General features: G+C 71.9%; 6 protein-coding genes. 5 read left to right on the top strand and 1 reads right to left on the bottom strand.

The genetic code is table 11. The features are described 5' to 3' along the window. Nucleotides 1–34: 34 nt before the first annotated feature. Entirely contained in the window at nt 35–2428 is a 2394-nt protein-coding gene (locus AOM06_RS06530; protein WP_228372878.1) for a LamG-like jellyroll fold domain-containing protein, read from the bottom strand. Nucleotides 2429–2634: 206 nt separating this feature from the next. Between AOM06_RS06530 and AOM06_RS06525 the strand changes: the two genes are divergently transcribed. The 5 genes from AOM06_RS06525 to AOM06_RS06505 all read left to right on the top strand — a co-directional run bounded on the left by AOM06_RS06525 (nt 2635) and on the right by AOM06_RS06505 (nt 7334). After that, nucleotides 2635–3618 (top strand): zinc-binding alcohol dehydrogenase family protein, encoded by a 984-nt coding sequence (locus tag AOM06_RS06525; RefSeq protein WP_062303945.1) that lies wholly within the window; start codon nt 2635–2637, stop codon nt 3616–3618. 128 nt (nt 3619–3746) lie between these two features. Continuing rightward, nucleotides 3747–5450 (top strand): FAD-binding protein, encoded by a 1704-nt coding sequence (locus AOM06_RS06520; protein ID WP_062303944.1) that lies wholly within the window; start codon nt 3747–3749, stop codon nt 5448–5450. A gap of 59 nt (nt 5451–5509) precedes the next feature. Further along, nucleotides 5510–6268: an SGNH/GDSL hydrolase family protein gene (locus AOM06_RS06515; RefSeq protein WP_062303943.1), complete on the top strand. Its 759-nt coding sequence runs from the start codon at nt 5510–5512 to the stop codon at nt 6266–6268. 23 nt (nt 6269–6291) lie between these two features. Then, complete coding sequence (locus tag AOM06_RS06510) at nt 6292–6780, top strand: NUDIX hydrolase (protein ID WP_062303942.1); 489 nt, start codon at nt 6292–6294, stop codon at nt 6778–6780. Nucleotides 6781–6845: 65 nt separating this feature from the next. Next, complete coding sequence (locus AOM06_RS06505) at nt 6846–7334, top strand: NUDIX hydrolase (RefSeq protein ID WP_062303941.1); 489 nt, start codon at nt 6846–6848, stop codon at nt 7332–7334. Nucleotides 7335–7564: the final 230 nt, after the last annotated feature.

Genomic DNA, 7564 nt, shown 5'->3' with positions numbered 1-7564 from the left:
CGTGGCGGGTCTGCGATCTCCTCGGGTGAGGAGATCAGGCCGTGGCGAGGTCTGCGATCTCCTCAGGGGTCAAGGCGGACGTCCACATCGCGAGCTGGTCGATGTCGCCCTGGAACGGGGTGTCCCACCAGTTGACGCCGAGCGCGAACAGCGCGGTCGGGCTGGTGAGCACGTCGTTGAAGGCGCTGCTCGCACCCACGTCGACGCCGTCGATGTACAGCGTCACCTCGCCGGCGTCGACCGCGAAGGCGACGTGCGTCCACTCGTCGAGCGGGAGCAGCTGCCCGGTGAAGCCGTCGTACCAGGTGCCGTTGTTGTTGGACCACAGCATCGTCTCGCCGTTCCAGCCCTGCGGCACCACGCTGAGGAACTGCGTGCCCGAGCTCGCCGCGAAGAACGCGGTGGTGTACGGCGTGAGCGCAGAGGGTCGCAGCCACAGCGACACGGTGTAGGTGTCGCCCTGGATGAGGCCGTCCGGGAGCCGGACTCCGGTCGCGCCGTCGAGGTGCAGCGCGGATCCGCTGACGCCGTCGGCCACGTACGACACCGTGCCGCCGGTGTTGTCGATGCGGTCGCCGGTGACGGTCGGCATGGCGAGTGCGCCGGCATCGTCCGCGAGCGTGCCCTCGAACGACCACGCTCCCACCTGCACCGGGGCCGGGCGCGCCTTCACCACCACGGTGAAGGCGACGGTCGTGGTGACCTTGCCGTTCCGGATGGTCGCCGTGAGGGTGACCGTCGCATCGTCCTCGCCCACGCCGGGCCGGGTCACGTCGCCCGTGGTGGAGACGTGCGCCGGGTCCGAGCTCTCCCACGTGATGGTGGTGCCGCTCGTTCCCGTGGTGGGCAGGTCGAGATCGGCGACCACCGCGGAGGTGTCGCCGAGGTCGAGGTCCGCCGCGACCGCGGCGACCGCGTCCTTGGGCTTCAGGACCACCACCTGGCGGCCCCACAGGGAGTCGCCCGTGGAGTCCTGCACCGTGAGGCCGACGCTCCAGGTCTCGCGCTGGTCGTCCCACACGGGGGTGAACACGCCCGTGTAGGTGCCGTCGGAGGTCTGCAGCGTCGCGGCGTTGTCGCGGCCGATCCTCCAGGTGCCCGTGAGGTCGCCCGTGACGCGGCCGTTCGGCGCGAGCGTGACCTCGACGGGGAGGGCGGGTGCGGCGCTGATCGCCGTGTCGAAGTCCACGATCTGCCACGTGCCCGCCACGTCCTTGGCCTTGAGGCGGCCGTCGGACTCGCCCGCGTACCGGAACGGGGCCACCACGGGCCAGCCGTCGGCGTCCATGAACATCTGGTTGACCCGCACGTTGTGGACCTCGCCGGTGCCTGGGAAGCGCGAGTGGAGGACGATGTAGGAGTCGCCCGTGTCGGGGTCGTCGTACCAGGAGGTGTGGCCGGGGGAGACGTAGCCGGTGCCCGCGCCCGTGCCGGGGTCGCCCACCTCGCGCGTGAAGAGGTAGCCGTCCATGATCTTGACGCCGTAGTCCTGGATCGAGGCGTCGTCGAACAGCGTGCCCTCCGCGCCCTTCACGGTCGACATGTCGTGGCCGTTGGCGTCGACGTACGGGCCGTCGGGGCTCTCCGAGCGCGCGACCCGGACCTCGTAGCCGCCGTCCGCGCCGAGGCCGCCGTACGACAGGAAGAGGTAGTAGTAGCCGGTCTCCTCGTCGTAGCGGATCGTCGGCGCCTCGATGCGCGCGTGGTTGCCGCCGACCAGGTGCGTGCCGTAGCCCTGATCGGGGAGCGGCAGGCCGGTGGCCGGGTCCATCTGCAGGATGAAGATGCCGCCCGAGTACGAGCCGTAGACCATCCAGAGGTTGCCGTCGGCGTCGTAGAACGTGTCGGGGTCGACGGTGTTGGGGTGGATGGTGGCGTCGTAGATCTCGCCGGGGTTCTCCGACTCCTCGTCCCACATCCCGGACTTGAGGATGATGCCCAGGTCCTCGTATGGGCCGTCGACGTCGTCGGACACCGCGACGCCGAGAGCCGAGCGGGGGGAGTCGCCCTTGCAGGCGTTGTAGTACATGTAGTAGCGGCCGTCGGCGAGCTGGATCACGTCCGCCGCCCACAACGTGCTGGTCTGGGCCCAGGCGAAGGTCTCCGCGAGCTCGGTGTAGATGTCCTCGAACAGCGGGTTGTCCGGGTCCTGGCTCAGATCGACCGAGTTCTGGGTCCAGTTCATGAGGTCCGTCGTGTAGGCCGACGCCCCGTGGGAGCCGAAGACCCAGACCTGGTCGCCTGCGGTCACCACCGACGGGTCGTGGACCGTCGCCTCGGTGAAGGTCGGCGCGGGTGCCTCGTGCGGGTGCGGCTTGGGTGAGCCCGTCGCGGGGGCGCATGCGGTCCATGCGGGCGTGGCGATCGCGAGGCTCGCGGTCGCGGCGACCGTCCCGATCGCGAGGCGCGCGCTGCGGCTGATGGTCACGTCATCTCCTGTTCATCGTTGGACAGAGAATGTTGCGGGGATCTGCATCGATCCCGCCGCTCGTGACCTTACAACGATGTAACGGCGCCCGCAATAGGAGGTTTGCGAGCATCCTCGGGGCTCGCGGCGGCCCCGCGTGGCGGCGGGGGCGACGATGCCCGGGCGCATCGTCCCGCCCGGTGTTTCACTGGTCTCGGAGGTGCGCGATGGACGCCTGGAAGGTGCGCGACGGTGCGCTCCGGCGCGAGGGGGCGCCCGACCCGGTGCCCGCGCCCGACGAGCTTCTGGTCCGCGTCGAGGCGTGCGGCGTGTGCCGCACCGACCTTCATGTGATCGACGGTGACCTGCCCGTGCATCGTCCCGGCGTGGTCCCGGGGCATCAGGTGGTCGGCACGGTGATGGGCGCCGGCGACGCGGTGCGCTCGACCGGGTTCGGCGATCGGGTCGGCGTCGCGTGGCTCCATCGCACGTGCGGGACGTGCCGCTGGTGCCGGTCGGGCCGCGAGAACCTGTGCCCCGACGCGAGCTTCACCGGGTGGGATCACGATGGCGGCTACGCCGAGCTGGTCACGGTGCCCGAGTCCTACGCCTACCCCCTGCCGCACGACGACGAGGCTCTCGCGCTCGCGCCGCTCCTGTGCGCGGGCATCATCGGCTACCGAGCCCTGCGGCGTGCGCAGCTCCCGCCAGGAGGCGTCCTGGGGATCTACGGCTTCGGCTCGAGCGCGTCGATCACGGCGCAGCTCGCCAAGGCGGCCGGCGCGACGGTGTTCGCGATCACGCGGGGCGCGCGCAACCAGGCGCTCGCGCGCGAGCTCGAGGTGGACTACGTCGGGGGTGAGGACGCCGTCCCGCCCGAGGTGCTCGACTCGGCGATCGTCTTCGCGCCCGTCGGCGCGATCCTCACGCAGGCGCTCGATGCGACAGCGCGGGGCGGCACGGTGGTGAGCGCGGGGATCCACATGTCGCCGATCCCCGAGATCGACTACGACCGCTCGCTGTTCTACGAGCGCGACCTGCGCTCGGTCACGGCCAACACGCGAGCCGACGGCGCGGAGTTCCTGGCACTGGCGCGGAACCTGCGGCTCGCGCCGGCGGTCACCACCTACGGGTTCGACGGGGTCGGGGACGCGCTCGCGGACCTCCGCTCCGGCCGTGCCGGGGGCTCGCTCGTGGTCCAGATGGGCTGAGCCGGCGCCTCGGGGCCGGCCCCGTCGGAAGGTTCGCGGATCCACCCTGTGACCGGACAAGGATGTCCGGTAGGCTCGGGCGCCAGAACCGGACAACGCTGTCCGGTCTGGACCCGAAGGGGAGACGCATGACCGGATGGGACGAGGAGGTCGACCTCCTGGTGGTCGGCACGGGTGCGGCGGCGATGTCCGCCGCCATCGCCGCGGCGGATGCGGGGCTCGACGTGCTCGTGGTCGAGGGCTCCGACAAGTGGGGAGGCTCGACCGCGATGAGCGGCGGAGGCTGCTGGCTCCAGACGCACCCCGGCATGAAGGAGATCGGCGTCGAGGACTCCGAGGAGAAGGTCCTCACCTACCTCGACGCGTGCGTGGGAACTCCCGAGGAGGTGGGGCCCGCATCGTCCCTCGCGCGACGAGAGGCCTTCGTGCGCACGGCGCCGTTGGTGCACACCTGGCTCGAGGACCACGGGCTCGTCTGGAAGACGGCGAAGGCGTACCCCGACTACTACCCGGACCTGCCCGGCGGCATCGCCGGCGGACGCACCGTCGAGCCGGCGCCGTTCGATGTGAAGAAGCTGGGGGACTGGTACGGCCACGCGCGCGAGACCCTGCCGCCCGGCCTGCCCCTGTTCGCGGGGGACACGTACCTGCTCGCGCGCTCCTGGTCGACGTTCTCCGGCATGGTCGGCGGCGCGCGCCTGGTGTTCCGTGCCCTCGGCGGCGCGGTCACCGCGCGCAAGCTCTCGGGGCTGGGCATGTCGCTCGCGGCACGGCTCATGTACATCGCGAAGATGCAGCAGGGCACCGAGGTGAGGCTCTCGACGCCGTTGGTCGACCTCGTGATGGAGGGCGGCGCGTGCGTCGGCGCCGTCGTCGCCGGCCCCGAGGGCGAGCGCCGTATCCGCGCTCGGCGCGGCGTGCACCTCGGAGCGGGCGGCTTCGACCACAACGCCGCCTGGCGCGAGGAGTACCAGGGGCTGTCCGACGAGCAGTCGTCGGGCAACCCCGCGAACACCGGCGGCGCCATCGAGATCGGCATGCGCCACGGTGCGGACGTCGCGCTCATGGACGATGCGTGGTGGGGGCCCTCGGTCGCGCCGACCAGCAAGGGCGGGCCCACCTTCATCGTCTCGGAGCGGTCCATGCCGTACTCGATCGTGGTGGACCAGGAGGGGAGCCGCTACGTGAACGAGTCGACCAGCTACGTCGACTTCGGGCACGCGATGATCGAGCGCGGGCTCGAGCGCACCAACCACAGCTGGATGGTCCTCGACGTGCGCCACCGTCGGCGCTACCTCAACAACGCCTTCCTCATGGGGTCGAAGACCTTCTTCGAGGAGGGTGTCGCGGTCAAGGCCGACACCCTCGAGGAGCTCGCGGAGAAGATGGGGGTCGACAAGGCGACGTTCAAGGCGACCATCCAGCGCTTCAACGCGTTCGCCCGCGACGGCGTCGACCACGACTTCGGTCGCGGTCACGACGCGTACGACACCTACTACGGCGACCCGACCCACGGTCCCAACCCCAACCTCGGCGAGATCGCGCACGGCCCGTTCGTCGCGCTCAAGATCGTGCTCGGCGACCTGGGGACCAAGGGCGGGCTCCTCACCGACGAGCATGCGCGGGTGCTGTCCACCGAGGGGACGGTCATCGACGGGCTCTACGCGGCGGGCAACACCTCGGCGGCCGTCTGCGGTCGCACGTACCCGGGTGCGGGCTCGACGCTCGGCCCGGCGCTCGTGTTCGGCTACCTCGCCGGCACGCACGCGGCGAACCGGGGGGACGATGCTCCCGCCCCCGCGCCGGCGCCCGACGCCGCCGCGGTGGCCTAGCCGCTGGCATCGCCCGCCCCGCGCATCGGTGCGGGGCGGGCGCGCTAGGGTCGATTCCCGTGAGATACGTGGCGATCGGGGACAGCTTCACCGAGGGTGTGGGGGACCCGCAGCCGGATGGGACGATGCGCGGCTGGGCGGACCTTGTGGCCCTCGGGCTCGCGGCGGCGCACGGGAGCGTCGAGTACGCGAACCTCGCCATCCGCGGGCGCCTGCTCGAGCCGATCGCGACCGACCAGTGCGACGCGGCGCTGGCGCTCGACCCGCGTCCCGACCTCATGACCTTCAACGGCAGCGGCAACGACATGATGAGGCCCGGATGGGACCTCGCCCGCATCGACACCCTCACGCGCCGCGTCGTGGACCGCACGGGCGAGGCGGGGGTGCGCCTGGTGATCCTGTCCGGACCGGACCCGACGGAGCGGCTGCCGCGTGGGCGCACCTTCTCCGAGCGCGCCGATCCGCTCATGACGCTGATCGACGACCTCGCGACGGCGCACGACCACGTCACGTTCGTCGACAACTACCGGGATCCCGAGATGCGCCGCGCCGCGTACTGGGACGACGACCGCCTGCATCTCAACCCGCTGGGCCACTCGCGCGTCGCGGCGCGAGTCCTCGCGGCGCTGGACGTCGAGACGGACCTGCCGCTCGCGCCGGCGGGCGACCCCGGGCGACCGGGGGTGCTCGAGCAGTCGCGATACCTGGGGCGCTACGTGCTGCCGTGGATCGGGCGCCGCCTCATGGGCCGCTCGTCGGGCGACGGCCGGACGCCCAAGCATCCCGCATGGACCACGATCGAGGCGCCGGGCGCGTGACGCGCGCCCGGTAGCGTGGCGCCATGGCGACACCTGAGTTCATCCTCGAGCTGCGCGAGAAGATCGGCACCGACCTGCTGTGGCTCCCCGGCGTCACCGCCGTCGTGCTGCGGCCCTCGCCCGCGCGTCCGGGCGAGCGCCAGGTGCTCCTGGTCCGCCGCGCGGACAACGGTCAGTGGACCCCGGTGACGGGGATCATCGATCCCGGCGAGGAGCCTGCCGCCGCCGGCGCGCGCGAGTGCCTCGAGGAGGCCGATGTGGTGGCCGAGCCCGAGGCGCTCGTCTGGGTGCATGCGCTTCCGGAGATGGCCTACGAGAACGGCGACCGCTCGCAGTACCTCGACCTGACCTTCCGCTTCCGGTACGTGAGCGGCGAGCCGCACCCCGCCGACGGCGAGAACCTCGAGGCGGCCTGGTTCGAGCTCGACGAGCTTCCCGCGATGTCTCCCGAGATGGCGGCGCGCGTGGCCGCGGGGATCGCGCCGGGCGACGTGGCGCGCTGGGCGTTCTGACCCTTCCGCGGGGCGTTCGGGCATCGGCCCTGGTCGGCCCCCGTTCGCCGCGGTAGCGTGGCCGCATGGCGACCCCGGGCTTCATCCTCGCGCTGCGGGAGCGGGTCGGGTCGCATCCGCTGTGGCTGATGAGCGCGTCCGCGGTGGTGCTGCGCCCGTCCCCCGGCCGCCCCGGCGTGCGGCAGGTGCTGCTCGCGCATCGTCCCGACTTCGACGTCTGGGCCGCCGTGGGAGGGATCATCGACCCCGGCGAGGAGCCCGCGGTCGCGGCCGCACGCGAGTGCCTCGAGGAGACGGGTGTGGTGGCGGAGCCCGAGGCCCTCGCGTGGGTCCACGCGCAGGCGCCCGCGACGTACCCGAACGGCGACCGGGTCCAGTTCCTGGACCTCACGTTCCGGTTCCGGTACGTCAGCGGGGACCCGCATCCCGCCGACGGCGAGAACTCCGAGGTCGCCTGGTTCGACGAGGACGCCCTTCCACCCCTGTCGCGCGAGATGCAGGGCCGCGTCGGCACGGTCCTCGCGGGAAGGGACGTCACGCGCTTCGAGCGCTGAGCCTGCCTGTGCCCCGGCCCGCGCCCGCGCCCGCGCCCGCGCTCCGGCCCGCGCCCGGCGGAAGTGGTAGATCAGTGTCGGTTTCGGAGGATCGCCGCGCGGCAGTGGTGGCTCAGCGTCGGGGCCCAGGGGTGTGCCGACAATGGTCGACCAGTGCGACGCGGCAAACCGTGGAATGCGTCAACTAGCTACCACTTTGGTGGCGGCGCGGGTGGCTGAGGTGGTGGCGG

Origin of the sequence: Demequina subtropica, from assembly GCF_000971235.1 — a bacterium.
GTDB lineage: Bacteria > Actinomycetota > Actinomycetes > Actinomycetales > Demequinaceae > Demequina > Demequina subtropica.
Note: the sequence above shows the minus strand (reverse complement) of the source record. Positions and strands in the feature narration are given on the sequence as shown.